Origin of the sequence: Roseicyclus marinus (genome assembly GCF_030163795.1) — a bacterium.
GTDB classification, from domain to species: Bacteria; Pseudomonadota; Alphaproteobacteria; order Rhodobacterales; family Rhodobacteraceae; genus Roseicyclus; species Roseicyclus marinus.
The window spans coordinates 1-24,802 of record NZ_JASJOF010000005.1 but is presented as its reverse complement, the minus strand read 5'-3'; the positions used below and the strand labels follow the sequence as shown (position 1 = coordinate 24,802).

At 66.4% G+C, this 24,802-nt stretch carries 24 protein-coding genes and 1 tRNA gene; 10 read left to right on the top strand and 15 right to left on the bottom strand.

Annotated elements, in window-relative coordinates; translation table 11 throughout:
• Both QQK63_RS08950 and QQK63_RS08945 read right to left on the bottom strand, forming a co-directional pair.
• Complete coding sequence (locus QQK63_RS08950; protein WP_277824411.1) at nucleotides 1-318, bottom strand: hypothetical protein; 318 nt, start codon at nucleotides 316-318, stop codon at nucleotides 1-3.
• 173 nt (nucleotides 319-491) lie between these two features.
• Nucleotides 492-1,655 carry an alpha-hydroxy acid oxidase gene (locus tag QQK63_RS08945; protein ID WP_277824409.1) on the bottom strand — a complete coding sequence of 388 codons (1,164 nt, stop codon included), beginning with the start codon at nucleotides 1,653-1,655 and terminating at the stop codon, nucleotides 492-494.
• A 143-nt stretch (nucleotides 1,656-1,798) separates the two neighbouring features.
• Between QQK63_RS08945 and QQK63_RS08940 the strand changes: the two genes are divergently transcribed.
• The 3 genes from QQK63_RS08940 (at nucleotide 1,799) to QQK63_RS08930 (ending at nucleotide 3,646) form a co-directional block, all read left to right on the top strand.
• Complete coding sequence (locus tag QQK63_RS08940; RefSeq protein WP_277824407.1) at nucleotides 1,799-2,914, top strand: pyridoxal phosphate-dependent aminotransferase; 1,116 nt, start codon at nucleotides 1,799-1,801, stop codon at nucleotides 2,912-2,914.
• 59 nt (nucleotides 2,915-2,973) lie between these two features.
• Entirely contained in the window at nucleotides 2,974-3,369 is a 396-nt protein-coding gene (copM, locus tag QQK63_RS08935; protein ID WP_277824405.1) for a CopM family metallochaperone, read from the top strand.
• A gap of 91 nt (nucleotides 3,370-3,460) precedes the next feature.
• Nucleotides 3,461-3,646, top strand: a complete 186-nt coding sequence (locus QQK63_RS08930) for a hypothetical protein (protein WP_277824403.1) — start codon at nucleotides 3,461-3,463, stop codon at nucleotides 3,644-3,646.
• Nucleotides 3,647-3,650: 4 nt separating this feature from the next.
• Here QQK63_RS08930 and QQK63_RS08925 read toward each other — a convergent pair whose 3' ends face one another.
• Nucleotides 3,651-4,847 carry a pyridoxal-phosphate-dependent aminotransferase family protein gene (locus tag QQK63_RS08925; protein WP_277824401.1) on the bottom strand — a complete coding sequence of 399 codons (1,197 nt, stop codon included), beginning with the start codon at nucleotides 4,845-4,847 and terminating at the stop codon, nucleotides 3,651-3,653.
• Nucleotides 4,848-4,976: 129 nt separating this feature from the next.
• Here QQK63_RS08925 and ygfZ point away from each other — a divergent pair, with 129 nt between their 5' ends.
• Nucleotides 4,977-5,732 (top strand): CAF17-like 4Fe-4S cluster assembly/insertion protein YgfZ, encoded by a 756-nt coding sequence (gene ygfZ / locus QQK63_RS08920; protein ID WP_277824399.1) that lies wholly within the window; start codon nucleotides 4,977-4,979, stop codon nucleotides 5,730-5,732.
• A gap of 110 nt (nucleotides 5,733-5,842) precedes the next feature.
• Here the strand turns inward: ygfZ and QQK63_RS08915 are convergent, their stop codons facing one another.
• Together QQK63_RS08915 and yghU are read right to left on the bottom strand one after the other, a co-directional pair.
• Nucleotides 5,843-6,076 (bottom strand): DUF3253 domain-containing protein, encoded by a 234-nt coding sequence (locus tag QQK63_RS08915; protein WP_277824397.1) that lies wholly within the window; start codon nucleotides 6,074-6,076, stop codon nucleotides 5,843-5,845.
• The gene (gene yghU, locus QQK63_RS08910) at nucleotides 6,073-6,936 is read right to left on the bottom strand and encodes a glutathione-dependent disulfide-bond oxidoreductase (RefSeq protein WP_277824395.1); all 864 of its coding nucleotides are present in this window, start codon (nucleotides 6,934-6,936) and stop codon (nucleotides 6,073-6,075) included. Before yghU ends, QQK63_RS08915 begins: the two co-directional genes overlap by 4 nt.
• Before the next feature lie 129 nt (nucleotides 6,937-7,065).
• Between yghU and lhpI the strand changes: the two genes are divergently transcribed.
• On the top strand, nucleotides 7,066-8,751 hold the full coding sequence (lhpI, locus tag QQK63_RS08905; protein WP_277824393.1) for a cis-3-hydroxy-L-proline dehydratase: 1,686 nt from the start codon (nucleotides 7,066-7,068) through the stop codon (nucleotides 8,749-8,751).
• A gap of 9 nt (nucleotides 8,752-8,760) precedes the next feature.
• Here lhpI and ileS read toward each other — a convergent pair whose 3' ends face one another.
• The 5 genes from ileS to QQK63_RS08880 all read right to left on the bottom strand — a co-directional run bounded on the left by ileS (nucleotide 8,761) and on the right by QQK63_RS08880 (nucleotide 16,154).
• Nucleotides 8,761-11,727 (bottom strand): isoleucine--tRNA ligase, encoded by a 2,967-nt coding sequence (ileS, locus tag QQK63_RS08900; RefSeq protein WP_277824391.1) that lies wholly within the window; start codon nucleotides 11,725-11,727, stop codon nucleotides 8,761-8,763.
• Nucleotides 11,728-11,941: 214 nt separating this feature from the next.
• Nucleotides 11,942-12,883: a DMT family transporter gene (locus QQK63_RS08895; protein WP_277824389.1), complete on the bottom strand. Its 942-nt coding sequence runs from the start codon at nucleotides 12,881-12,883 to the stop codon at nucleotides 11,942-11,944.
• 31 nt (nucleotides 12,884-12,914) lie between these two features.
• Nucleotides 12,915-13,646, bottom strand: a complete 732-nt coding sequence (locus tag QQK63_RS08890; protein WP_277824387.1) for a gamma-glutamylcyclotransferase — start codon at nucleotides 13,644-13,646, stop codon at nucleotides 12,915-12,917.
• A complete protein-coding gene (locus tag QQK63_RS08885) occupies nucleotides 13,643-14,644 on the bottom strand; it encodes a YcjF family protein (RefSeq protein ID WP_277824385.1) in 1,002 nt (333 codons plus the stop codon). The genes QQK63_RS08890 and QQK63_RS08885 overlap by 4 nt, the downstream gene beginning before the upstream one ends.
• A 94-nt stretch (nucleotides 14,645-14,738) precedes the next feature.
• Entirely contained in the window at nucleotides 14,739-16,154 is a 1,416-nt protein-coding gene (locus QQK63_RS08880) for a YcjX family GTP-binding protein (protein ID WP_277824383.1), read from the bottom strand.
• A gap of 135 nt (nucleotides 16,155-16,289) precedes the next feature.
• On the opposite strand from QQK63_RS08880, the gene truA reads away from it, so the two are divergent.
• The 3 genes from truA (at nucleotide 16,290) to QQK63_RS08865 (ending at nucleotide 19,920) form a co-directional block, all read left to right on the top strand.
• Nucleotides 16,290-17,057 carry a tRNA pseudouridine(38-40) synthase TruA gene (truA, locus tag QQK63_RS08875; protein WP_277824381.1) on the top strand — a complete coding sequence of 256 codons (768 nt, stop codon included), beginning with the start codon at nucleotides 16,290-16,292 and terminating at the stop codon, nucleotides 17,055-17,057.
• A gap of 140 nt (nucleotides 17,058-17,197) precedes the next feature.
• Entirely contained in the window at nucleotides 17,198-19,405 is a 2,208-nt protein-coding gene (locus QQK63_RS08870; protein ID WP_277824379.1) for an NADP-dependent isocitrate dehydrogenase, read from the top strand.
• Nucleotides 19,406-19,593: 188 nt separating this feature from the next.
• On the top strand, nucleotides 19,594-19,920 hold the full coding sequence (locus QQK63_RS08865) for a YnfA family protein (protein WP_277825902.1): 327 nt from the start codon (nucleotides 19,594-19,596) through the stop codon (nucleotides 19,918-19,920).
• Nucleotides 19,921-19,977: 57 nt separating this feature from the next.
• Here QQK63_RS08865 and QQK63_RS08860 read toward each other — a convergent pair.
• A tRNA-Ala gene (locus tag QQK63_RS08860) sits at nucleotides 19,978-20,053 on the bottom strand.
• A 120-nt stretch (nucleotides 20,054-20,173) separates the two neighbouring features.
• A complete protein-coding gene (locus tag QQK63_RS08855; RefSeq protein ID WP_277824377.1) occupies nucleotides 20,174-20,515 on the bottom strand; it encodes a TIGR02300 family protein in 342 nt (113 codons plus the stop codon).
• 105 nt (nucleotides 20,516-20,620) lie between these two features.
• Here QQK63_RS08855 and QQK63_RS08850 point away from each other — a divergent pair, with 105 nt between their 5' ends.
• Both QQK63_RS08850 and QQK63_RS08845 read left to right on the top strand, forming a co-directional pair.
• Complete coding sequence (locus QQK63_RS08850; protein WP_277824375.1) at nucleotides 20,621-21,358, top strand: M48 family metallopeptidase; 738 nt, start codon at nucleotides 20,621-20,623, stop codon at nucleotides 21,356-21,358.
• Complete coding sequence (locus QQK63_RS08845) at nucleotides 21,352-22,005, top strand: GntR family transcriptional regulator (RefSeq protein ID WP_277824373.1); 654 nt, start codon at nucleotides 21,352-21,354, stop codon at nucleotides 22,003-22,005. The genes QQK63_RS08850 and QQK63_RS08845 overlap by 7 nt, the downstream gene beginning before the upstream one ends.
• 100 nt (nucleotides 22,006-22,105) lie before the next feature.
• On the opposite strand, the gene lpdA is transcribed toward QQK63_RS08845, so the two are convergent.
• The 3 genes from lpdA to odhB form a co-directional block, all read right to left on the bottom strand.
• Nucleotides 22,106-23,494 (bottom strand): dihydrolipoyl dehydrogenase, encoded by a 1,389-nt coding sequence (gene lpdA / locus QQK63_RS08840; protein ID WP_277824371.1) that lies wholly within the window; start codon nucleotides 23,492-23,494, stop codon nucleotides 22,106-22,108.
• A gap of 110 nt (nucleotides 23,495-23,604) precedes the next feature.
• On the bottom strand, nucleotides 23,605-24,006 hold the full coding sequence (locus QQK63_RS08835; RefSeq protein WP_277824369.1) for an MAPEG family protein: 402 nt from the start codon (nucleotides 24,004-24,006) through the stop codon (nucleotides 23,605-23,607).
• Between the two features lie 49 nt (nucleotides 24,007-24,055).
• The coding region (gene odhB, locus QQK63_RS08830; RefSeq protein WP_284283197.1) for a 2-oxoglutarate dehydrogenase complex dihydrolipoyllysine-residue succinyltransferase at nucleotides 24,056-24,802 on the bottom strand (747 nt) is incomplete at its 5' end.

Genomic DNA, 24,802 nt, shown 5'->3' with positions numbered 1-24,802 from the left:
TCAGCCGCGCCCGATATCCTCAAGAAGCCGCGACAAGCGCACCGGGGCAAGATCGGGGGCTTCTGCCTCCATCCGGTCTGCCCGGCCCGTCAGGGCCAGGGCGGCGGTGCGGGCAAGCTCCCGCGCGCTGTCCGATCCCGAAAAGACCTCTGCAATCGAGGCATCAGCAGCCAGAAGCGCCCTGATCAGGGCCAGCGCTCGCGTGTCACGATCAAGGTCGGACAGGCTGTCGAGAAAGACGATATCATCCCCGTCGGCGCGGGTCAGCGCCCCAAGGATCCGTTCCAGAAGGGCCTCTGTCGTTTCGTCGTAGGTCATGCATGATTCCTGACTGCGAGACCGGGGTTCTTCCCGCGTCGGGCGCTTCGCGCCGTCGGTTTCCATGCAAGACGGAATAGAAAGGCTGCCCCCTGTGCTCAACAGGGGCGGGTGGAAACAATCCTTGCGAAACATAAGGTTAAAATGCTGCGCAAAAATGCCGTTGCTAAACCTCAGCTCCACCGTGTAGCGAAATTCTCGGGCAACAGCACGTTGTGACGGCCAAGGTTCGCCACATCCCGTTCCCCGCAGAGCGCCATGGTCGTGTCCAGTTCCTTGTGGATCACTTGCAGCGCCTTGGTCACGCCCGCCTCGCCCATCGCGCCGAGGCCATAGACGAAGGCGCGGCCGATCATCGTGCCCTTGGCCCCGAGCGCCAGCGCCTTGAGGACGTCCTGACCGGAACGGATGCCGCTGTCGAGATGCACCTCGATCTTGTCGCCCACCGCATCCATGATCTGCGGCAGCATCCGGATGGAGGAGAGTGCGCCGTCAAGTTGCCGCCCGCCATGGTTCGACACGATGATGGCATCCGCCCCCACGTCGAGCGCGCGTTTCGCATCCTCGGGGTCCAGAATGCCCTTGAGGATCACGGGGCCGTCCCACCAGCTGCGGAATTCGCGGATCCGTTCCCAATCGAGCGAGGGGTCGAAGGCCTCGGCGGTCCAGCTTGCCAGCGAGGTGGGGTCGGTCACCCCATTGGCGTGTCCCACGATATTGCCGAAAAACCGCCGCTTGGTCTGCAACATCTCGAGCCCCCATGGAACCTTCGTCGCGAGGTTCAGGATCGAGGATGGCGTCAGTTTCGGCGGGGCGGACAGGCCGTTCTTCAGGTCCTTGTGGCGCTGGCCCAGAATCTGCAGGTCCACGGTGATGACCAGCGCCGAACACTTCGCGTCCTTCGCGCGGGCGAAAAGCCGCTTCATGAAATCGTCGTCCTTCAGCGTGTAGACCTGAAACCAGAACGGTTTGGTCGTGTGGCTGGCCACATCCTCGATGGAACAGATCGACATCGTGGACAGCGTGAAGGGCACACCGAATTTTTCCGCCGCGCGGGCGGCCTTTATCTCGCCATCGGCCGATTGCATCCCGCACAGGCCGACCGGGGCCAGCGCCACCGGCATCGCGTAATCCTGTCCGACCATCTTGGCGGCCGTCGTCCGCCCGGCCATGTCCACCGCGATGCGCTGGCGCAACCGGATCTCGTCGAAGTCCGAGCAATTGTCGCGGAAGGTCTGCTCCGTCCAGCTGCCCGTCTCGGCATAATCGTAGAACATCTTGGGGACGCGACGCTTGTAGATCCGCTTGAGGTCTTCGATCTCGGTGATGACGGGCATGTTCGGTATTCCTCCCCCAAGGCGACCGGAAATTGGTCAAATTTTGATACCAATGCAGGGGGGCATGGTGCAATGCGTCAGTTGCACCCGGCCGCGTGATCTGGGCAGATGACGCGCGAATATGACGCCCGAGGACATCGCCCATGACACAGCCCCGCTATACCGACCTTGTCCGATCCTTGCCCGCGACGGTGCCTTTCGTCGGTCCGGAAGCCCAGGAACGCGCGCGCGGCGCGGGATTTGCCGCGCGGCTCGGCGCAAACGAAAGCGTTTTCGGGCCCAGCCCGCAGGCAGTCGATGCCATCGCCAAGGCCGCCTCCGAGGCGTGGATGTATGGCGATCCCGAGGTGTTCGAGCTGCGTGAAGCGATCGCTACGCATCATGGCGTCACGGCGGCCAATGTCGTGGTGGGCGAAGGGATCGACGGGCTTTTGGGCTATCTGGTCCGGCTCCTGATCGGGCCGGGCGATGCGGTCGTGACCTCCGACGGGGCCTATCCCACCTTCAACTACCATGTCGCGGGCTTTGGCGGCGCACTGCACAAGGTTCCCTATCGCGGTGATCTCGAAGACCCCGAGGCGCTTTTGGCAAAGGCGCGGGAGGTTGACGCAAAACTGATCTATGTCGCCAATCCCGACAATCCGATGGGCAGCTGGCATGACGCCGCCACGATCCAGACGATGATCGACGCCCTGCCTGAGGGCGCGGCTCTGGCGCTGGACGAGGCCTATGCCGATACCGCCCCCGCCGACGCCATCCCCCCGCTCGACATGACCCACCCGCGCGTCATCCGGTTGCGCACCTTTTCCAAGGCCTATGGCCTGGCCGGGTTGCGCGTGGGCTATGCGCTGGCCGAATCCGAATTCATCGCCGCCTTCAACCGCATCCGCAATCACTTCGGTTTGGGCCGGGTGGCACAGGCGGGCGCGCTGGCCGCGCTGGCCGATCAGGATCACCTGCGCGCGACCGTCGCCCGCATTGCCGCCGCCCGGGACGGGATTGCCGCCATCGCCCGCGACAACGGCCTGACGCCGCTACCTTCGGCCACGAATTTCGTCACCGTCGATTGTGGCCGTGACGGGGCCTTTGCCCGTGCCGTTCTGGCGGCGCTGGTCGCGCAGGGCATTTTCGTGCGCATGCCCTTCACCCCGCCGCAGGACCGCTGCATCCGAATTTCCGCCGGAACCCAGGCCGATCTCGCCCTGATTGCCAAGGCTCTGCCCCGTGCATTGGCCGAGGCGCAGGTCACGCTGTCGTGAGTTGCGTTCCGGGAACTGGAAGCCTCGATAGCACAATTGTTGATCAGGAGAGGTTCATCATGACGCAACGCGCCCGCCGTCTTTCTTTTGCAGCCCTTGCCGCAACCCTGCTGGCCATCGGACCAGCAGCGGCGCAGATGTCCCACGGCGGTCACGGGGGCCATGGCGGCCACGGTATGCATGACACCACGGCCTCGACCGGCCCTGCCGAGGATGCATTTCGCGCCGCCAATGACGCGATGCATGGGGATATGAACATCACCTACACGGGCGACGCCGATGCCGATTTCATCCGCGGGATGATCCCTCATCACGAAGGTGCGGTTGCCATGGCACGCATCGTGCTGGAGCATGGCGACGATCCGGAAACCCGCGAATTGGCAGAACAGATCATCGCCGCACAGGAGGCCGAGATCGCGTGGATGCGCGACTGGCTGGCGCGAAACGGATACTGAGCGGCCTTAGCCTGCAACAAATGGCACTATCCGCCCCGGGGATGTGAACCCTCGGGGCTACGCCATGACCGCCTTTCGCCTGCACTAGACCTTGGCGCTGGCCCTGACGGTCTTTGCGCTCTTTGTTCTGGGGGTTCTGACCGGCCCCTTGGGCGTGATCCTCGCCGCCATGCTGACGCGCTCGCTCCTGCGCGTTGCCGAAAGACAGCGCGACGGCCAACTGGCCGCCGTCCGCAAAGCGGCGCGAGACGACAGGCTGCACGCCTTCCGGCGCTAGGGCCTTAGCCCTCGGCGATGACGTTGATCGCGGCTTCCAGCCCCGTGGGCCCATGCGGGATCTGCAACGCGGCCATCCCCGCCTGAAGCCCCGCCAAAAGGCCCAGAACCATATGCGCATTCACATGGCCCATATGCCCGATGCGCAGGAAATCCTCTTTCCGGCCATCGGCACCTTCAACCCCTCCCAGCGGTATGCCCAGCGTGACGCCCGCATTCGCCGTCATCCAGTCGCGCAGGCGCTGGCCGTTGCCCGCGCCAAAATTCACCGTGGTCACGGCATGGCTGCGCTTGGTCTCGGCGGCGATGTTGGGCCGGGCCGGGCCTGCCTGTCCCCAGACCTCGACCGCGGCCCAAACGGCGCGCGCCAGCGTCGCATGCCGGGCCCAGACATTCTCAAGCCCCTCTTCCTTGATCATGTCGAGCGCGGTCCGCAGCCCGTACAGATGATGGGTGGGCGCGGTGCCGTTGAAATACTTGTAGTATTCGTCGGGTTCGACGCGCGGCCGCCAATCCCAATAGGGGGTCACGAGGTTCGCGCGCCCGCGCGCCGCATCCGCCTTGTCGTTGAAAAAGACAAAGGCCATGCCGGGTGGCGTCATCAGGCCCTTCTGACTGCCCGTGACCATCACGTCGACGCCCCAATCGTCCATGTGGAACTCGTCGCAGGCAAGGCAGGCGATATTGTCCGAGAACAAAAGCGCGGGATGCCCCGCCTCGTCCAGCGTGCGGCGCAGCGCGGGAATGTCGTTCCTGACGCTGGTCGAGGTATCGACCTGCACCGCCAGAACCGCCTTGATCCCATGGTTCGTGTCGGCCGCCAGAACCTCGGCCACGCGGGCCATGTCGATGTCGGAGCGTTGGCCGAAATCGATCACCTGCGCGTCGACGCCCATGGCGCTCGCCATTTCGCCCCAACCCAGACAGAACCGCCCGGTGCCAAGGATCAGGATGCGATCGCCCCGCGACAGCGTGTTGACCAGTGCCGCCTCCCACGCCCCGTGACCATTGGCGATATACATCGCGACATGATGCTTGGTGCGTGCCACCGCCCTCAGATCGGGGACAAGGCTATGCGTCAGTTCCACCATCTCGCCGGTGTAGATGTTCGGCGCGGGCCGGTGCATCGCCTGAAGAACCCGGTCGGGCATGACCGAAGGTCCCGGAATCGCTAGGTAATGGCGGCCATTGGCAAGGCTCATGTCGGGGCTCCCTCGGTCACGGACGGATCAGGGGTAATTCGCGGCCGGGTCAGGGTCAATCGGCCCCGGCGGCTTGGCAGGGCCGCGCGCCATGATTAGCTGTGCGATGCGCATTCAACGGAGGTGATGATGCCGGGCGAACAGGCGACGGACCGGATGGTTCTCAGGATCGGCGGCGCGGATCGCGTCAAATTCCTGCATGGTCTCGTAACGCGCGATGTCCCCGCGCCGGGCGCGGGGCTGGCCTATTCCGCGATCCTGACGCCGCAGGGCAAGTATCTGGTCGATTTTTTCTTGCTCGACCGGGGCGATGACATCTTGCTCGACGTCAAGGCCGATTTCGGCCCCAAGCTCGCGCAGCGTCTCGCCATGTATCGCCTGCGCGCCGATGCCACGATCGAGGACAGCGGGCTTTCCGTCGTGCGCGGTCTCGGGAATGCCCCCGATGGCGCCTTTGCCGATCCGCGCGACCCCAGCCTCGGCTGGCGCGGCTACGGGATGGAAGGCGGCGATCCGGCCATCGACTGGGACGCGATCCGCGTCGCCGCCTGCATCCCCGAAACCGGGATCGAGCTGGTCCCCGACGACACCTATATCCTCGAGGCCGGGTTCGACCGGCTGTCGGGCGTCGATCACCGCAAGGGCTGCTATGTCGGCCAAGAGGTGACGGCCCGGATGAAACACAAGACCGAACTGCGCAAAGGTCTGGTGACGGTCGCGGTCACAGGCGCGGCCCCGGTCGGCACGCCCATCATGGCCGGCGACCGTGAGGCGGGCGTCCTCTACACGCAGGCGGGCGGGCAGGGCATCGCCTATCTGCGCTTTGACCGCGCGGGGGAGCCGATGACGGCGGGCGATGCGAAAGTGACATGGAACCCGGCCTGACCCTGTGGGCAAGCCTGTGCAGCGATCCGGTTTCTGAAATCCCTGCGCGTCCCGGTGAAGCGCATTGGAAAACTGCCGTTTTCCCGCACGCATACGTTCAGGTTTTAGCCCTATTCCGCCAGCCGCAGCCGGATCGGCCCCCTTGCGCTGCGCAAATCCACTGACACGCCGCCCTGTGTGGCCACAAGCGGAAGGCCCGCCGCCACGCGCCGCACCTCTGCCATCAGGGGCTGCCAATCGGGCGACAAAAGCCGCGCCGCCTCCGACGGGCAGAAACTGGCGCGCGGCCCCCGCCGATGCGCCAGTTCCATCAGCGCCGCAGCGATTTCCGCGTCCGGGATCACTCCGCCGCCTTCACCTTGTCTTGCGTCTTGGTGTCGAAATCCGACGCGTCGTGGCGTTCCCACAGCTGCGTCTCCGGCGGGCCATAGGTCCGGTTCACCATCCGCCCGCGTTGCACCGCGGGACGGGCAAAGAACCGCTCGGCCCAAGCGATGACGTGGGGATAATCCTGCACTGACAGGAATTCGCCCGCGTCATAGGCCTCGCCCAGCGCCAGCCGCCCGTACCACGGGCAAATAGCGATATCCGCGATCGTGTAGCTGTCGCCCAGCATCCATTCCCGCCCTTCGAGATGCCGGTTCAACACGTCCATCTGGCGCTTGGCCTCCATGGCGAACCGGTTGATCGGATATTCCATCGGATAGGGCGCATAGGCGTAGAAATGGCCGAACCCGCCGCCAAGGTAAGGCGCGCTACCCATCTGCCACATGAGCCACGACAACAGCTCCGGCCGTTCCTCGGGCCGACCCAGGAAATCGCCGAATTTCTCGGCCAGATGCATCAGGATCGCGCCCGACTCGAACACCCGCACCGGCGTCTCGCCACTGCGGTCCATCAGGGCGGGGATCTTGGAATTGGGGTTCACGTCGACAAAGCCGCTCCCGAACTGGTCGCCATCCCCGATCTTGATCAGCCAAGCGTCGTATTCGGCCGCGTGACCTGCGGCCAGCAATTCCTCGAACATCACCGTGACCTTCACGCCATTGGGCGTGGCCAGCGAGTAAAGCTGGAACGGGTGTTTGCCCACCGGCAGGTCCTTGTCATGGGTCGGGCCTGCGATGGGGCGGTTCAGGCCCGCCCATTTGCCGCCGTTTTCCTTGTCCCAGGTCCAGACTTTCGGGGGGGTATAGGTCTCGGTCATCGTGTTGGTCCCTGTCGCTTGAACTGCATGTCGACCCACGACATAGGCGCGCCGGCGCGATTCCCCAACACGCGTACTTGCACAACGTCCCTGCGCAGGTCAGCGTGGCCTGAAACGACGGGGGCCAAGATGCCGGGAACCGACAAGATCATCCTTGCCGCAGAGGCCGAAGGCGCGATCGTCGCCTGCTCGGAAGGGCTTAGTTTCTGGGGCGGTGTCGATCCAGGCACCGGCCGGGTGATCGACGCCCATCACGAAGCCCATCGTCAGGATCTTGCCGGCCGGATCGTCCTGATGCCCACCAGCCGTGGCTCCTGTTCGGGCAGCGGCGTCCTGTTGCAACTGGCACTCTCGGGCCATGCGCCCGCCGCCTTCGTCTTCCGCGAGGCGGAGGAGGTTCTGACGCTCGGCGCGCTCATCGCCGCGCGCATGTTCGACAAGCCCTTGGCCGTCCTGCGCCTGACGCCCAACAGCTACGCCGCCCTTGCCCGCGAACCCCGCGCCACGATCACCGGCAACCGGTTGATCGCGGGGGCGCTCGATCTGCCGCTGTCTCCGGTCACGCCGGACGATCTGGCCCTTGATGCAAACGACCAAGCCCGCCTCTCCGGGGCCTCGGGCCGGGCCGTGCAACTGGCCCAAGAGATCTTGGGCACCATGGCCGCCGCCCAAGGGGCCTCGCGCCTCATCGACGTGACGCGCGGCCATATCGACGGCTGCATCCTCGCCCATGACGCGAACCTGATCTTTGCCGAAGCCATGGCCGACATGGGCGCACAGGTCGCCATCCCCACCACGATCAACGCCATTTCGGTCGACCGGCAGGGCTGGCGCGATCAAGGCGTGCCGCCCGTTTTCGGGTCCAAGGCCAGCCGCTTGGCCGAGGCCTATGTCACCATGGGCGTCGCCCCCACCTTCACCTGCGCCCCCTATCAGGGCGTTTCCGTCCCCGCGAAAGGCGAGGTCATCGGCTGGTCGGAATCCAATGCCGTCATCTACGCCAATTCCGTCCTTGGTGCGCGCACGGCCAAGCATCCCGATTACCTCGACCTGTTCATCGCCATGACGGGCCGCGCGCCGGAAACGGGCGTCTATCTGGATGCCAACCGGGTGGCGGAGGTGGTGATCGACATAGACGCGCCCGCAGGCGCGGATGATGCGCTCTGGCCGCTTCTGGGCTGGCTCGCGGGTCTGCGCGCGCCTGACCGCGTGCCGCTTTTGCGGGGGCTGGATGGGCTTTCCCCTACCCCCGATGATCTGCGCGCGCTCTGCGCGGCCTTCGGCACCACCTCGGCCTCGGCGCTTTTGCATGTCGCGGGCGTGACGCCCGAGGGCGATCTACCACCCCGCCCCGGCGCGCCAATCCTGCGCATCACCAAATCCGACATCGCCGCCGCATGGGCCGAATTCAACCAGGGGCCAGACGCGGTGGAACTCATCGCCATCGGCAGCCCCCATGCCTCGCTTTCCGAGGTCCGCGCCTTCGACGCCGCGCTTGCGGGACGGTCCTGCGCAGAGGGTGTCGCCGCGATCCTGACCGTGGGCCGCGACGTGCTGGAGGCAGCGCGGGCCGGGGGTCTCCTTGAACGGTTGCAGGCCGCAGGCGCGCAAATCATCCCCGACCTCTGCTGGTGTTCGATCACCGAGCCGGTCTTCCCGCCAAGCGCCCGAACGCTTATGACGAATTCCGGCAAATACGCCCATTACGCGCCGGGCCTCAGCGCGCGGGCCGTTCGCTTCGGCAGTATCACGGCCTGTGCCGAGGCGGCGGTGACGGGGCGCGCGGATGCCGCGCCCCCCGTTTGGTTGGGTTAGGCCGTCCCTTTAACCCAGCGCCTCGTCACAGCGTCCACAGACGCCCGCATGCGCATGGCTGCCCACGTCGGGCAGGATCTTCCAGCAGCGCTGGCATTTCTCGCCATCCGCCTTGTGAAAGACCACGCCGATGCCCGGATCGTCGAGCCGGAAGGCGTCGTCTTGCGGCTCGCCCTCCATCACGCTCAGCGCCGATGTGATGCACAGGTCATCCATCCCCACGCCTTTGATGGTCGCGGCCAGCGCCGGATCGGCGATCTGCACCAGCGGCGCCGCTTCCAGCGATGCACCGATCACCTTGTCCCGGCGCTGTACCTCCAGTGCGGCGGTGACGACCCGGCGTACCCGCCGGATATCGGCCCATTTCGCCGCCAGCGCCTCGTCGCGCCAGCTTGCCGGGGTCTCCGGGAAATCCTGCAAATGCACGCTCGACGCATCGCCCGGATGCCGGTCCAGCCAGACCTCTTCCATGGTAAAGACCAGAACCGGGGCCAGCCACGTGGTCAGCCGCTCGAAGAGCATTTCCAGCACCGTCCGCGCAGCCCTGCGGCGCGGCGTATCCCCGTCGCAATAGAGCGCATCCTTGCGGATATCGAAGTAGAAAGCCGACAGATCCGTGGTGGCAAAGTTGAACAGCGCCTGGAACACGCCCTGGAAATCATAGGCGGCATAGCCCTTGCGGACGGTCTCATCCAGTTCCGACAACCGGTGCAGCACCCAGCGCTCCAGTTCCGGCATATCGGCCGGCTCCACCCGATCCGCCGCCGTCACATCGCCCAGCGACCCCAGCAGGAACCGCATCGTGTTGCGCAACCGGCGATAGCTGTCGGCCACGCCTTTCAGGATCTCGGGCCCGATCCGCAGATCGACGGTATAGTCCGACTGCGCCACCCAAAGCCGCAGGATATCGGCGCCGTATTGGTCGATGACCTCTTGCGGGGCGACGGTGTTGCCGATGGACTTGGACATCTTCATGCCCTTCTCGTCCAGCGTGAAACCGTGGGTCAGAACCCCCCGATAGGGCGCGCGCCCGATCGTGCCGCAGGCCTGCAACATCGAGGAATGGAACCACCCCCGGTGCTGGTCGGTGCCCTCCAGATACAGGTCCGCGATCCCGTCCTCGGACCCGTCTTCCCGGTCGCGCAGCACGAAAGCATGGGTGGACCCGGAATCGAACCACACGTCGAGAATGTCGAAGACCTGATCCCATGCCTCGGGGTCGTATTCGTTCCCCAAGAAGCGGGCTTTCGCGCCGGGCTTGTACCAGGCATCCGCGCCCTCGGCCTCGAAAGCCTCGAGGATGCGGGCATTCACGGCCGGGTCGCGCAGCAGGAAATCGGGGTCGGTCGGCTGCGCACCCTTCTTGATGAAACAGGTCAGCGGCACGCCCCAGGCGCGCTGGCGCGACAGAACCCAATCGGGCCGCGCCTCGATCATGGAATAAAGCCGGTTGCGCCCCGTCTTGGGCGTCCATTCCACCAGCTTGTCGATAGAGGTCAGGGCGCGCGTCCGGATCGTCTCGCCGTATTGGTCCATCCCGTCGCCCAGCGGCTTGTCGATGGCGGCAAACCACTGTGGGCGGTTCAGACGGATAACGGGCGCTTTCGACCGCCACGAATGCGCATCGCTGATCGTGATCCGCTTGCGCGCGAGCAGCTTGCCAAGGCTCACCAGCTTGTCGATCACCACCTTGTTGGCATCGCCCGGCTTGCCGTTTGGCTTGATGATCTGCTCGCCCGCAAAGAACGGCAGGTCCGGCCGGAAGGACGAATCGTCGAGGATGTTGTAGGTCATGGCCAAGCCATGCTTGCGCCCGATCTCGAAATCGTCGTCGCCGTGGCTGGGCGCGGTATGCACAAACCCCGTGCCCGCATCGTCGGTCACGTGATCGCCGGGGAAAAGCGGGACATCGTAATCCCATTCGCCGGCCGCACCTTCCGCCCCGCGCAAGGGATGGGCACAGGTCAGCGCGGCCAGTTCCCCGGCCGTCACATCGCGCAGGCGGCGGTGCATCGTGGGCTCCAGCCGCATGGCCGCCAGCGCCTCGGGCGCAAGCTTGTCCGCGATCAGGTAACGGTCGCCGGTCTTGGCCCAGCTTTCCGCAGGCGTGCCGGTGATCTCGTAAAGGCCATATGAGATATCCGGGCCGAAACAGATCGCGCGGTTCTGGGGGAGCGTCCACGGCGTGGTTGTCCAGATGACGACCTTCGATGTCTTCAAGTCCTGATGCCGCAACATATCGGCGTGGGACGCTTCGTTGGTCTCGGCGATCCCGAGGTAGCTGCTGCCTACCACATCAAAAGGCACCCAAACCGCATCCGTCTGGCGGTCGTGGTATTCCACCTCCGCTTCGGCCAGCGCGGTCTTTTCCACGGGCGACCACATCACGGGCTTGGACCCTTGATAGAGCGACCCGTTCATCAGGAATTTCTGGAATTCCTCGGCGATCACGCGCTCGGCGTGGAAATCCATGGTCAGGTAGGGCTTGTCCCATGTCCCGGTCACGCCCAGCCGCTTGAACTCCTCGCGCTGCACGTCGATCCAGCCCTCGGCAAAGCGGCGGCATTCCTGCCGGAAGTCGACGACGTCGATCTTGTCCTTGTCCTGCCCCTTGGCGCGGTAGGCTTCCTCGATCTTCCATTCGATGGGCAGGCCGTGGCAGTCCCAGCCGGGGATGTAGCGGGCATCGCGGCCCATCATCTGCTGGCTTCGCACCACCATGTCCTTCAGGATCTTGTTCAGCGCGTGGCCGATATGCAGGTTCCCGTTGGCGTAGGGAGGGCCGTCATGCAGGGTAAAGGGCTTGCGCGTGCCATCCTTGGCCTTGTCGCGGAGGCGGTCGTAGACGCCGATCTCCTCCCAGCGGGCCAGCCAGCCCGGTTCGCGCTGGGGCAGGCCCGCGCGCATCGGGAACTCGGTCTTGGGCAGGTTCAGCGTGTCCTTGTAGTCGACGTCTGTCGTCGTATCGGCGCACATCGCGGGCGCTCCTCATCTGTCGGATCGGTTCGGGGAATAGAAGGGGCGGTGCGATAGCTCAAGCACCTATGTCCCGGCGGCTCAGGGGGTCAGAGCGCCGGGCGGCTAATTCGAATGATGATGATCGAACGCTGTTCCATGCACGGCAGTATAGGACGCCACCGCACCAAGCTCAATCCGCAAAGACGATCCTGCCCCAAGGGGGTGACCCGCATCACCCGGCGGGGGGTGCGGGCGTCGTGACCCGCGCGGCCCGGCTCAGGTTGCGTTCCCGGAAGACGATATAGAGGCCAGAGGCGATCGTGACCCCGATCCCAGCCAGCGCCAGCCCGTTCGGGAATTCCCCGAAAATCGCCAACCCGACCAGCGCCGCCACCGGGATTTCAAGGTATTGCATCGGCGCAAGCGTCGCCGCCGGCGCAAAGCGGAGCGACCATGTCATCAACAGATGCCCGAAGGTTCCCGTCAGCCCCAAGGCCACCAACAGCCACAACGCCCCCGCATCGGGCGGCGCGACCCACCCGATCAGCGGCGGGGTTCCCCCGAACTCGGGCAGGAACAACAGCGGCAAGAGCAGCGGCAATCCCAAAATCCCGCCCAATCCCTGCAAGGCGATGGGATCGATGTCCTTGGCGATCTGGCGCGTCACCAGCATGAACAGCGCAAAGATCACCGCCACTCCCAGCGGCAACAGCGCGGGCCAGCCCACGGCGGCGAAACTGGGCTGCACCACCATCAGCGTGCCGACAAAGCCCACCGCGCAGGCCGCCATCCGCCGTGGCCCCACCTCTTCCTTCAAGACGTAATGCCCAAGGACCAGCATGATGAAGGGCATCACAAAGGCAATGGCCACCGCATCCGCCAAGGGCAGGAACCGCAGGGCCGAGAACATCATCCCGATCCCCCCGATCTGCAACAGCGCCCGCAAGGCCGCCAGCCGCACCACCCGGACCGAGGGAAAGATCACCGCCCCCCGCGCCAGCGCCACGGGCAGCAGCAATCCCGCCTGCGCCGCGAACCGGATCACGATCAGCTGCACCAGCGGGAATATCCCGCCCAACAGCTTGGCCAAGGCATCCGAAAACGGGATCAGCACGCAAAAGCCCAGCATCAAGACGATGCCCAAAAGCGGTCGGTCGGTCTGGCTCTGGCTCATGCGCCCTTCCTGCCGCGCGCCCGCGCGATTGTCACGCCCCGGCCCGCCCGTCGCGATAGGTCCGCACGTCCTCCAAAAGCGCGCTGGCGTCCTCGTCCTCGATCCCCACTTCGGCCAGATGCGCGACGGTGCTGGCAAGGTAATCGTAACTCGTGCCGAGAAACCCCACCCCCGTCGCGGCGTAACGCACCTGCACCGCCCGCGCGATATCGCCTTCCATGGACGGGTCGTCGTGATCGGCCAGGAAACTCAGCGCGCGCGCCGCCCGCCCCGCGATCTCCACGGGGATGAAGCGCGCGTGATAGCCCGGCCCGATCATCTCGCGCCGGAACAGGATCTCGGTCTCCCGGTCCACCTTGTCGGCTGCGATGCGAAACGCGACCCCCTCGCAGCCCGCCCCGTGGTCCAGCGCCGCCATCAGCCCCGGCGCCTCCGCCGTGCCGCGCCCGCCATGCCGGTCGACCAAGATGAACCGCCGCGCATGTCCCGGCGCATGGGCGCGGCGTACCTCCGCGAAATCCAGCGCCGGGTCCCAGATCAGCGAGCCATAGGCAAAAACCCACAGATCGCCCGCATGGCCGGCCAAGGCCTCCCGCCGCAACCCTTCCCGCACCGCATCGGGGTGAAAGGGAAAACTGTCGGGCAGGCCCCTCTCGGCCAGCGTCGCGCGCACCTGTTCGGTGGTGATGGTCCGGAAATAGGACTCCGCGAAGGGTTTGATCCGCCCCTTCAGCCCCGGATGATGCCGAAACGGATCGCTCATGCCCCTGCCTGCCCGAAAAGCCCGGTCAAAGCCCGCTTGACCAGGGATCCCACGCCCGGCCGCCGCCCCTCGCCAAAGGGCAGCGGGCGGCAGACCTCCATCGCGGCCACACCCACGCGCGCCGTCAGGGCCCCGTTCACCACCCCCTCGCCAAAGCGGCGGCTGACCTTGGACAGGATCGAGCCGCCCGCCACTGACCCGATCAGGTCATCGCCGATCGCGACCGCTCCCGTCGCCACCAGATGCGTCAGGACCGCCCGGAGCAATCGGACCGAGCCCAGCGTCCCGGACCGCCCGCCGTAGATCTCGGCGATGCGCCGGATCATCCGGATATTCGCGGTGAGCGCCGCCACCACATCGGCCAAGGCGATGGGCACCAGCGCCGTCACCGTCGCGACCTGCCGCGCCGCCGCCTCCACCTCGGCCCGCGCCATGGCGTCGAGCGGCGCCAACAAATGCGCCTCGGCCAGCGCGAGCAGCGTCTCCGCCTCGAACACCTCTCCGTCCTGCCGCGCAAGCTCTGCCCGGCCCAGCTCCAGCCGCGCCCGTCCGCGGTAAAGCGCCTCAAGCCGCCCCACCACCCGTCGTGCTGCCGCCAGATCGCCCGAAGACAGCGCCGCCTCCGCCTCCCGCCGCAGCCCGTCGAGCCGCCCGAGCCGGGCAAAGGCCGCGGCCTCTCGCAGCGCGATCCCGAGGAGGCATATCAGGACAAGCCCGACAAGGCCCGCCGCGACCCAGCCCAGCACAGGCCGCGTCGCCAGAAGCCCGGTGACGAAATCCCAAGCCGAGAGCGACAAAACCAGCCCCGCCAGCCCGAGGACCGCACTCCAGAACAGCCGCATCAGCCGGTTCGGCCGCCGCGCGCCCAGCGTCGCGACCATCTGCATCGCCTGTCCCTGCGGCAGCTCTGCCGCGTCGGGCACCGGGGGCGCATCCTGCGGCCCGCCCGCCTGCACCTCCTCCAGTTCGATCAGCACGGGGCCCTTGCGGTCGATCATCCTCTTGCCCTCTTTGCTTCCGAAATACTCCGGGGGGAGGCGCCGCAGGCGCCGGGGGGCAGCGCCCCCCAAGCTTCGCTGTCATAGCATCCGCTCATCCCAGCCGATCCCCCAACAAAAACTGCGCCGCCCGGTCAAGGCGGATATGCGGCGGCCCCTCGCCGGGGCGCAGCGTCAGGGGCGCGGGAGCGAACCGCATCACGCCGTAATCGCCGCCCAGCCACTGGTCCGCACCTTCGCGCGCCGGGTGCAACAGGACGGCGGGATCCTTGGGCAGATCGCCCGGATGAAGCGCCGCCTGCCGTCCGCTGTCCATCAGGATGCCGCGCACAAGGCCCATCTCGGTGCCGTCGATGCTCCGCCGCTCCTCCACGGTGGCACGCAGCGCGGCAATCGCCATGGCCTGCGTCTGGGCGCCCGCGAAATCCGCGCGGCGACGTGCGTCCGCGACCAGCGCGGCCATGATCGCGGCCAACCTGTCGTGCTGTTCGTGATGCAGATGATCGGCCTTGGTCGCGGCGAACAGGATCCGGTCCACCCGCCGCGTCCCCAAAAGTGCCGACAGAAACGCCGACCGTCCCGGCCGAAACGCCCCAAGGATGCCCGCCATCGCCTGCCGCAGATCCTCCAGCGCGGCGGGCCCGGCATGGATCGCGCCCAGCACGTCCACGAGCACCACCTGACGGTCGATCCGGGCGAAATGCGCGCGGAAAAACGGCTTCACGACCTGCGCCTTGTAGGCCTCGAACCGGCGCGCGCATTCCCGCGCCAGTGATCCGCGCGGGGCCCGCGACGGCGGCAGCGGCGCGAAGGTCAAAACGGGCGATCCCTCCAGATCGCCGGGCAACAGGAACCGACCCGGCGTGCAATCGGCATAGCCCGCGTCCCGCGCCGCCAGAAGATAGGCGGTCCAGTCACGCGCCAATGCCGCCGCCGCCGGTTCGGACAGGGGTGCGTCAGGGTCAATGGTCTCCAGCCGCGCGCGAAACGCCTCCGCCTCGGGTCGCTTTTCCGCCCGCGCCAGCGCCTCGGCCGACCAGCCCGAGAAATCCTGTTCCAGAAGCCCGAGGTCCAACAGCCATTCGCCCGGATAATCGACGATATCCAGATGCACGGTCCTCAGGCCCGACAACCCGCCCAGCATCCCCTTGGGCCGCACCTTCAGCGACAGCCGCAATTCCGACACCGACCGTGTGCTGTCGGGCCAATGCGGCGCGGGGCCGGTCAGGGCTGCCAGATGGCTTTCGAAGTCGAACCTCGGCACGGTGTCGTCAGGTTGAGGTTGCAGATAGGCCGCCTCGATCCGTCCCGACCGCGCGGCTTCCAGCCCGGGCATCCGCCCCCGGTCCAACAGGTTGGCCACCAGCGAGGTGATGAAAACCGTCTTGCCGGCCCGGCTCAGGCCGGTGACGCCCAGCCGGATCACCGGCTCGAACAACAGGCCCGACACCCCGCGTGCCGCGCCCTCGATCTGCCGTCCCACGGCGTCGGCGATGGTTCCGATGACCAAGGCTGCGGTCCCTGTCCTGTACTTTTCCTGCACGTGCTCCCTGACAGTAAGCATCGGGGCGGGTCAATGCGAGGGGGCGATTGTCCCTGCGCTTCCCCCTTGGCGCGGAGCGCGCTTTGCGCCTATGTGCCGGCCATGCCCCGCTATGCTCTGAAACTCGAATATGATGGCGCGCCCTTTGCCGGGTGGCAGCGACAGACAGGCCAGCCCAGCGTACAGGGCGCGGTCGAGGCGGCGCTTGCCGCGCTCGAACCGGACGTGCCCTCCATCGCGGCGGCGGGCCGGACCGATGCCGGGGTCCATGCCACGGGGCAGGTGGCGCAATGCGACATGTCCCGCGACTGGGATCCGTTCCGCCTGTCCGAGGCGCTGAACTGGCACCTGAAACCCGCCCCCGTCGCGGTTCTGGCCTGCGCCGCCGTGCCCGGCGACTGGCACGCGCGCTTTTCGGCCATTGAACGGCGCTACACCTATCGCGTGATCTGCCGCCGCGCGCCCTTGGTGCATGACCGGGGGCAGGCGTGGCTGGTCAAGCATCCGCTCGACGTGGCCGCGATGCAGGTGGCGGCCCGCCATCTCGTGGGGCTGCATGATTTCACCACCTTCCGCGCCGTCCAGTGTCAGGCGCAAAGCCCGGTCAAGACGCTGGACGAGGTGACGGTCGAACAGGTCGCCCGCCCCGATGCACAGGAAATCCGCTTCCACCTGCGCGCGCGCTCCTTTCTCCACAACCAGGTCCGCTCCATCGTCGGCACGCTGGAACGGGTCGGTGCGGGATCTTGGACGCCATCGGATGTCGCCACCGCCCTTGCCGCCGCCGACCGCGCGGCTTGCGGCCCCGTCGCCCCGCCCGAGGGGCTCTATCTCACCGGCGTGGGCTATCCGCAGGACGTCTTCGCCTAAGGCGCGCCAAATCCGCCGCGGCGCGCGTTGCCCGGTGGCGCGGCATCTGGTCTCGCCCCCTCGGACCCTGTCCACGCTGGACGCGGCGATTTCGGTGTACTATTGCATACCAAAATTCCTGAGCCTCCCGAGGGACACCCATGACCGACCAGAACACGCCCGACATCATCTACACCAAGGTCGACGAAGCGCCCGAGCTCGCCTCGGCCTCGCTCCTGCCGATCATCCAAAGCTTCGCCTCCGCCGCAGGCGTCAGCGTCGGCACCCGCGACATCTCGCTTGCCGGCCGCATCCTCGCCGCCTTCCCCGAGAACCTGACGCCCGAGCAGCGCATCAGCGACGACCTCGCCATCCTCGGCGATCTGGTCAAGACGCCCGAGGCCAATGTCATCAAGCTGCCCAACATCTCGGCCTCCGTGCCGCAGCTGGTCGCCGCGATCCGCGAATTGCAGGGGCAGGGCTACGCCATCCCCGATTACCCCGAAACCCCCGCGACCGATGCCGAGAAAACCGCCCGCGCCCGCTATGACGCGATCAAGGGTTCGGCCGTGAACCCCGTCCTGCGCGAGGGCAATTCCGACCGCCGCGCCGCAACGGCGGTCAAGAAATACGCACAAGCCAACCCGCACCGCATGGGCGACTGGGCCCGCGACAGCAAGACCCGCGTCGCCTCCATGGCGGGCGGCGATTTCCGCGCCAATGAAACCTCCGCCACGCTCGCCGCCGCCGCCAAGGCGCGGATCGTCCTGACCGCCGCCGACGGCAGCGAACATGTGCTCAAGGACGGCGTCAGCTTTCCGGCAGGCACCGTGGTCGATGCGACCTACATGAGCGCCGCCGCGCTCTCCGACTTCTTCGCGCAGGAAATCGCCCGCACCAAGGCCGAGGGGACGCTGTTCTCCCTGCACCTCAAGGCGACGATGATGAAGGTCTCCGACCCGATCATCTTCGGCCATGCCGTGCGCGTCTTCCTCGCCCCCGTCTTCGACGCGTTCGGCGACCGCATGGCGGCCTTGGGCGTCAACCCGAACTCGGGCCTCGGCGATCTCCTGGACCGCGTGAAGGGCGAGGCCGACATCATGGCCGCGATCGAGGCCTGCATGGCCGACCGCCCGCCGCTCTACATGGTCGACAGCGACCGCGGCATCACCAACCTGCACGTCCCCTCGGACGTGATCGTCGACGCCTCCATGCCCGCGCTGATCCGGGCGGGCGGCAAGGGCTGGGGCCCCGATGGCAAGGAACACGATGCCGTCTGCGTCATCCCCGACACCTGCTATGCGCCGGTCTACGACGAGACGGTCGAATTCTTCAAACAGAACGGCAAGCTGAACCCGGCGACGGCCGGCACGGTCCAGAACCTCGGGCTGATGGCGCAGAAGGCCGAGGAATACGGCTCCCACCCCACCACCTTCGAAATCCCCGCCGACGGCGTGGTCCGCATGGTGCTGGAGGACGGCACGATCCTGCACGAGCACAAGGTGGCCAAGGGCGACATCTGGCGCTCGGCCAGCGCGCGCAAGGCGCCCATCGAGGATTGGGTCAACCTCGCCATCGAACGGCAGGCCCTGACCGGCTATCGCTCGATCTTCTGGCTCGACGAGACCCGCGCCCATGACGCGCAGCTCATCGCCATGGTCAAGCCGATCCTCGAAGCCAAGGGCGTCGCCGACCGGTTCGAGATCATGGCGCCGCGCGAAGCCACCCGCGCCAGCCTCGAAACCATCACCAAGGGCGAGAATTGCATCGCCATCACCGGCAACGTGCTGCGCGACTACCTGACCGACCTCTTCCCGATCCTCGAGCTTGCGACCTCGGCCAAGATGCTCTCGATCGTCAAGCTGATGCAGGGCGGTGGCCTGTTCGAAACCGGCGCGGGCGGCTCGGCCCCCAAGCACGTCCAGCAACTGCAGGGCGAAAACCACCTGCGGTGGGACAGCTTGGGCGAATTCTGCGCGCTGGGCGAAAGCTTCCGTTTTCTCGCGCAGACCAAGGGCAACGCCAAGGCCAAGGTGCTGGGTGACGCGGTCGATGCCGCCACGCAAGGCATCCTCGACCATGACCGCAGCCCGGGCCGCAAGGCGGGCGAACCCGACAACCGCGACAGCCACTACTGGTTCGCCCGCTACTGGGCCGAGGCGCTGGCCACCCAGACCGAGGATGCGGACCTCGCCGCCCATTTCGCCCCGGTGGCCAAGGCCTTGGCCGATGGCGAGGCGGCGATCCTCGCCGAACTGCACGCCGCGCGCGGCAAAGCTGTGGATCAGGGCGGCTATTACCACCCCGATCCGGTCAAGACCGCGGCGATCATGCGCCCCTCGGCCACGCTGAACGCGATCATCGGCTGACACTTCGCCCGAGACCCGAACCACAGAAAGCCCCGGCCCACGCCGGGGCTTTCGCCATTCTCCGCCTTGCACGGCGCGGCGCGCCGCGTCACGCTGGCCCGATCCCGCGTCCGGACCCACGACATGCCCCATGGCGGACCGGGACAGTGACGGGATCGGACCAGGGGCAGGGGGCCTTGGGACAGGACATGCAGACCGCCATCGCCTTCGTCATCGCCGCCCTTGCCGAGATCGCAGGCTGTTTCGCGTTCTGGGCGTGGCTCCGGCTTGGATATTCGGCTTGGTGGCTCGTGCCGGGCCTCGCCGCGCTGATCGCCTTCGCGGTGGCGCTGACCTTCGCGCAGAGCGAGGCGGCGGGCCGCGCCTTTGCCGCATATGGCGGCGTCTATATCCTTGCCGCTTTGGGCTGGCTCTGGCTGGTCGAAGGGCTGCGCCCCGACCGCTGGGACGCGCTGGGCGGCGCGCTGTGCCTTGCGGGCTGCCTCGTCATCCTGCTCGGTCCCCGCGCAGCCTGACGGCGCAGATGCCAGCCCCAAGAGCAGCTCACGCCACTTAGATTTTACAGGGGGATTTGGTGGAGCCTAGGGGGATCGAACCCCTGACCTCTTGCATGCCATGCAAGCGCTCTCCCAGCTGAGCTAAGGCCCCGTTCTTGGGTCGAGGGGGCGCGGACGCCCCGTCGAGTGGTCGGCGGTTTAAGCGAGGGCGGGGGGGCGTGCAAGCGGAAAACGCATGGTTTCCCTCCCCCGTAACCCGGCTTTGCCGCGGTCAGTCGTCGTCGTTTCCGGGCACGTCGGCCAGGTCGTCCAACGCGACGGTATCGCCGTCATCGTCATCGTCCAGAACGTCATCATCGTCGATGTCGACATCTGCATCGTCGTCATCGATTTCGATGTCGTCGTCGAGAACCAGATCCTCGTCATCCGTGACGAGATCCTTGGCGACCTTCTTTTCGGCCTTGTCGGCCACGAGGCTGCGCCCACCCTTGCCGGTGTCGAGCGTCACGACCTCCCCGGTGTAGGGGCTGATGATCGGCGTGCGGCCAAGGTCATAGAACCGCTTGCCGGTGGTGGGACAGACGCGCTTGACGCCCCATTCCTCTTTGGGCATTGCATCCCCTCAAAATAACTCTGCGGTATCGCTGGATGCGGTCGTCTGCCATAGTGCAGGGATGGTGTCAAACCCCGTCCGCGCGGGCCATGTCGCGGGACGAACATGACGGGCGATCCGGTGTCGAAATCACGCAGTCTCACCCATGTCCTTCCCGGCGATCCGCCGGTCGAGGTGGCGCTGCGCCGCTCGGCCCGGGCGACGCGCTACAGCCTGCGCGTGTCGCGTGCCGATGGCCGGGTCAGCCTGTCCCTGCCGCTCTGGGCATCCGAGGCGGAAGCGCTGCAATTCTTGCGTGCGCGCGAGGATTGGGTGCGCCACCACCTCGCCACGGCTCCCGTGCCGGCGCAGGTCCGCATCGGGGCCGAGGTGCCCGTCTGCGGTGTGCCGCGCCCTGTCGTGGCTGGCGCAGGCCGCGCCGCGCGCTTTGCCGACGGGGTCATATCCGTACCGCCGGGGCCGCGCGAAGGGCCGCGGATCAAGGCGCTTTTGACCGCGCTTGCGCGCGAACGCCTGACGCGGTCGGTGGCCGCCCATGCCGCAGCCCTTGGCCGCGGCCATGGCCAGATCACCCTCCGCGATCCCAAAAGCCGCTGGGGCAGCTGTTCCTCTAGGGGCGATCTGATGTTCTCGTGGCGGCTGATCATGGCCCCGCCCGCCGTCCTCGATTACGTCGCCGCCCACGAGGTCGCGCATCTGGTCGAGATGAACCATTCCGACGCCTTCTGGCGGGTCTGCGCGCGCCTGCGTCCCGATTTCCGCGAACATCGTGACTGGCTGCGCCGCCACGGCGCAGAGTTGCAGGCGCTCCGATTCGATCTGGCGGAGGCCGATCCATGCTGATGAACCCGCGCCCGACCGAGACCGGAGCCGCCGTCGCGCATGACCGCGTCTATCGCGCGCTCCGGACCCGGATCATGCATGGCGAAGTCGGACCGGGCGAGGCGATGACATTGCGCGGCTTGGGCGCTGAATTCGGGGTCTCGATGACACCCGCGCGCGAAGCCGTGCGGCGGCTGGTGAGCGAGGGCGCGCTGTTCCTGTCCGCTTCGGGCCGCGCCTCGACCCCGGAACTTTCCAATGAACGGATCGAGGAACTGGCCGCCATCCGCGCACTTCTTGAGCCTGAACTGGCGGCCCGGGCGTTGCCCCGTGCCCATCCCGCGCTGATCGAACGTATGGAGGCGATCAACGCCACCATCGGACAGGCGATCGCGCGGCGCGACGCCGTGGCCTATATCAAGCGTAACCTTGAATTTCACCGCACCCTCTACCTGCGTGCACAGGCCCCCGCGATGCTGGCGCTGACCGAAACGGTCTGGCTGCAACTTGGGCCCACCATGCGGGCGCTTTACGGGCGACTGAACCGGACGGAACTGCCGCAGCATCACCGGTTGATCGTGGCAGCACTTAAGGCGGGGGACGAGCCGGGGCTGCGGCTGGCCGTGCGGGCCGATGTGACGCAAGGGTTGCGGCTTTTGGCAGGGTAGGACCGGGGGTCGTTCATTGTGGGCTATTGGTTCGAGAACAATGGACGACGCCCCCGGACCCCCGGGATATTTTTGAAACAGAGACGGGGGTTAGCCCCGTTCAAGAATGGATCGGCCCATCGCCGCAGGCCAGTGCCGCCTCGCGCACCGCTTCGGAATAGGTGGGATGCGCGTGGCAGGTCATGGCGAGATCCTGCGCGCTTGCGCCGAACTCCATCGCCACGCAGATCTCGTGGATCAGATCGCCTGCCATCGGCCCGATGATATGCGCACCGAGGATGCGGTCGGTGTCCTTGTCGGCGAGGATCTTGACGAAGCCGTCGCCCGCGAAATTGGCCTTGGCCCGACCGTTGCCCATGAAGGAAAATTTACCGACCTTAAAGGAACGGCCCGATTTCTTAAGGCTTTCTTCAGTTTCTCCGACGCTGGCGACCTCGGGGTGGGTGTAGATCACGCCGGGGATCACGCCGTAGTTCACATGGCCATGCTTGCCTGCGACGACTTCGGCGGCGGCCATGCCCTCATCCTCGGCCTTGTGGGCGAGCATCGGGCCGGTGATGGCGTCGCCGATGGCGTAGATGCCCTTGATATTGGTGGCATAATGGCCGTCCGTGGCGATCTGGCCGCGGTCGGTCATCTTGACGCCAAGCGCCTCGAGCCCCAGCCCGTCGACGTAGGGTTTGCGGCCGGTGGCGACCAGCACGGTGTCGGCCTCGACCGTATGGGTGCTGTCGTCCTTGCGCAGTTTGTAGGTGACTTTCGCCTTGCCTTTGGCGGTTTCCACCGTCTGGACGGCGGCGCCGAGGGTAAAGCCAAGCCCTTGTTTTGCAAGCAATCTCTGGAAGGTTTTGGACACTTCGGCATCCATGCCGGGGGTGATGTGGTCGAGGAATTCGATCACCTGAACCTCGGTGCCGAGGCGGGCATAGACGGAGCCGAGCTCCAGCCCGATGACGCCCGCGCCGATCACCACCATGGTCTTGGGGATCTTGGGCAGGGAGAGTGCGCCTTCGGAGGTGACGACGATTTTCTCGTCCACCTCGATGCCCGGAAGGGTCGAGGGCGTGGAACCCGTTGCGATGATTATGTTTTTCGCCTCATGGACATCATCACCCACCTTGACTTTGCCCGGTTCGGGGATGGAGCCCCAGCCCTTGAGCCAGTCTATCTTGTTCTTCTTGAACAGGAATTCGATGCCCTTGGTGTTCTGACCGATCACGTCGTCCTTGTAGGCGAGCATCTGTTTCCAGTCGACCGTGGGCGCCTTGCCCTTGAGCCCCATTTTCGCGAAATTGTGTTCCGCTTCATGGAGTTGGTGGGAGGCATGCAGAAGCGCCTTGGAGGGGATGCAGCCGATGTTGAGGCAGGTGCCGCCGAGCGTCTCGCGGCCTTCGACGACGGCGGTTTTCAGGCCGAGTTGCGCGCAGCGGATGGCGCAGACGTAGCCGCCGGGGCCGGAGCCGATGATGATGACGTCATAGCTGGACATGGGGTCCTCCTGTCGGGAAACGGCTGTCGTGATCCTGTCGTGATCCTGTCGTGAAGCCGTAGTGTATCTGTAGTGCGTCCGTAGTTACACCGGACACCGGGAAAAAGGCGTCATCCAGCCGCCCCGAAGAGGGCTGCGAGCAGCATGACGAGGGTGGCGATCCAGCCCACGGCCCAGATCAGGCTGCGCCACGGGACTAGGCCCTGCGCATAGGCGGGAATGTAGAGGATGCGCGCGACGAGATAGGCGTGGGCGCAGATTTCGGTGAGCGGCGAGGAGCGGCCCGAAAGCGTGACGACCACGACCGCGATACCAAACAGGATCAGCCCCTCGAAGTGGTTGTTCATCGCGCGCTGGAGGCGGCCGGCTGTGCCGGTGAGTTCCTTCTTCTCGTCACGCGGACCCATCGCGGCCTTGGAGCCGAGTTGCAGGTTACCCGCGATGGCATAGAGGACGATCTGCACCATCTGCAGGAGCGCGGCGAGCGTCAGGACGTAGAGTTCGGTGGTCATGGTGTGCCTCCGGGTGGGGGGTGGCGGGCTTGAGCCCGCCACGCCACGATCACAGATCCATCAAGAGCCGCCGCGGATCTTCCAGCGCTTCCTTGACGCGGACGAGGAAGGTCACCGCGCCCTTGCCGTCGACGATGCGGTGATCGTAGCTGAGCGCCAGATACATCATCGGGCGGATCACGATCTGGCCGCCGACGACCATGGGCCGGTCCTGGATCTTGTGCATGCCGAGGATACCCGATTGCGGCGGGTTCAGGATGGGGGAGGACATGAGCGAGCCGTAGACCCCGCCATTGGAGATCGTGAAAGTACCGCCCTGCATCTCGGCCATCGAGAGCTTGCCGTCCCGCGCGCGGCGGCCTTTCTCGGCGATTTCCTTTTCCAGTTCGGCAAAGCTTTTCTGGTCGGCATCGCGGATCACGGGCACGACGAGGCCCTGCGGCGTGCCCGCCGCGATCCCCATGTGGACGAAGTTCTTGTAGACGATGTCGGTGCCGTCAATCTCGGCATTCACCTCGGGCACTTCGCGCAGCGCGTGGCAGCAGGCCTTGGTGAAGAAAGACATGAAGCCCAAGCGCACACCGTGCTTCTTCTCGAAAAGGTCCTTGTATTCGTTGCGCAGCTCGCTGACGCCGGTCATGTCCACCTCGTTGTAGGTGGTGAGCATCGCCGCCGTATTCTGCGCGTCCTTGAGGCGCTTGGCGATGGTCTGGCGCAGGCGGGTCATCTTGACCCGTTCCTCGCGCGCGGCATCCTCGGCCGGGCTGGGCGCGCGGGGGGCGGCGGCTGCGGGGGC